The organism is Komagataeibacter xylinus NBRC 15237, from assembly GCF_001571345.1.
Classification (GTDB): Bacteria; Pseudomonadota; Alphaproteobacteria; order Acetobacterales; family Acetobacteraceae; genus Komagataeibacter; species Komagataeibacter xylinus.
The window spans coordinates 1-1,818 of record NZ_BCTP01000112.1 but is presented as its reverse complement, the minus strand read 5'-3'; the positions used below and the strand labels follow the sequence as shown (position 1 = coordinate 1,818).

2 protein-coding genes are annotated in these 1,818 nt (G+C 61.7%); both read right to left on the bottom strand.

Going from position 1 to position 1,818, the window contains the following annotated elements; all coding sequences use genetic code 11:
• Positions 1–66 precede the first annotated feature (66 nt).
• Entirely contained in the window at positions 67–912 is an 846-nt protein-coding gene (istB, locus tag GXY01S_RS16585; protein WP_007396167.1) for an IS21-like element helper ATPase IstB, read from the bottom strand.
• Positions 909–1,818: IS21 family transposase (gene istA, locus GXY01S_RS16580; RefSeq protein WP_061276872.1), on the bottom strand; the 910-nt coding region annotated here is incomplete at its 5' end. The genes istB and istA, both read right to left, overlap by 4 nt.

Here is a 1,818-nt window from a genome sequence, read left to right as displayed (position 1 = left end):
CTGTAAATGCTGTTTCAAAATTCCCCACATGTGCTGTCGGAAAATTCCCCAGCACGGATATGGTGATCAGCCATTGAGGTGATCGATAGCTCCATGCTTTGGGGGCCTACCGCGGCGCTTTGGCGCTGCCGGTGGCATCAGATTGGCGTGGGCCCGTGTATGCTCGGGGATCAGATCGGCATGCTGGCGCAGGCGATAGCTGGCACCTTCGATGTGGACGACGACAGCATGGTGAAGTAGCCGGTCGAGCAGCGCGGTGGCGACGACCGGGTCGCCGAAGACCTCGCCCCACTCGGCAAAACCGCGATTGGAGGTCAGGATCATCGCTCCCTTTTCGTAGCGGGCATTGACCAGCTGGAAGAAGAGGTTGGCACCACCTGGCGTGATTGGCAGGTAGCCAATTTCATCGACGATCAGCAGCGAAGCCCGCGTGTAGAAGCGAATTTTCTCGGCCAGACGCCCCTCGCGTTCGGCTCTGGTGAGCGCCTCGAGCAGTTCTGCCAGAGAGCAGCGATAGACGCTGCGTCCGGCCCTGACGGCGGCCACGCCGATGGCTGTGGCCAGATGGGATTTTCCGGTGCCTGGCGGGCCCAGAAAATGCAACACCTCGGCCCGATTGATGAACTCGAGCTGGGCCAGCGCGGTGATGCGATGCCTGTCGAGTGAAGGCTGGAACGAGAAGTCGAAGCTCTCGATAGTTTTGATCGGCATGAGGCGGGCGGTGCGCAGTGCTACGCTGATGCGCCGTCCCTCGCGCAGGTTCAGTTCTTCGGCCAGCAGATCGTCGATGGCCTCGATGGCGCTGATCTCGCCCTTTTCCAGCCTGCCCAGCGTGTGATCAAGCGTTTCGAGGGCGCGTGCCATATGGAGAGCCAGCAGGCTTTGTCGGATGCGTTCGGTGACAGACATCATGCGGTCCCTTTGGCATTGATGTTGGCCAGGCGTTCACCCACCGCGCCGTAGAAAGCCAGAGGACGCTGGAGGATCGGCACCGCCGGTGTCGTCGGCAACATCTCGGCGTGTTGAACCGGTGGGGCCTTGCGGTGGCCTGGCTCGATCCGCTTACGGTTTTTGCCTTCCAGCACGGGATGCCGGGCGATGAGTTTCCCTTCCTCGAAGATCAGGACTTCATGTGTATGGTGCTGGATCTCGACCACGCGACGGCGGGCAGTGTCAGGCACACTGTAATAATTGCCGGCCACCGCCACCATCCCCTCGCGGCTGATCCGCCGCTCGACGCTCAGAACAGCATCGTAGCGCAGGGCAGGCAATGGATGCAGATGGGGCTGCTCCTGTGCAAAATGCTCCTGCACGATCCGCCCGGTGGTGGCATGTGCCCGCGCGTTGGCGATATCCGCGCGCCAGACGTCGAACTGGGCGTTGAGGTCATCGAGATCATGGAAACTGCGGCCAAGGAAGAAGTCCTGACGGATGTAGCGGAAGGGTCGCTCGACCTTGCCCTTGGTCTTGGCGCGATAGGGCTGGCAGGCTCTGGGGGCGCTGCCATAATGGGCCAGAAGCGCCACCAGCGAGGCATTGTAGGTCACCACGCCCGCATCATCCTCACCGATGACAGCGGTCTTCATGCGATCGTAGAGAATTTCCGTGCAGCAGCCCGCCATCGCCTCGAAGGCGGCGATGTGGCAACGCATCACTGTTTCCAGACCCTGGTTCGGGCAGAAACGTCCCCACAGCCAGCGACTGTGCCCCAGCACCATGCTGAACAACCAGACCTTGCGCACGATGCCTGGCTCGCCGGTGAAGACTGTCTGGAATTCCGCAAAATCGACCTGCGCCTGAACGCCGGCTCCGGTCTCG

Coding starts and splice junctions, on each gene's coding strand:
- istB (WP_007396167.1), bottom strand. CDS start 912: ATGATGTCTGTCACCGAACGCATCCGACAAAGCCTGCTGGCTCTCCAT.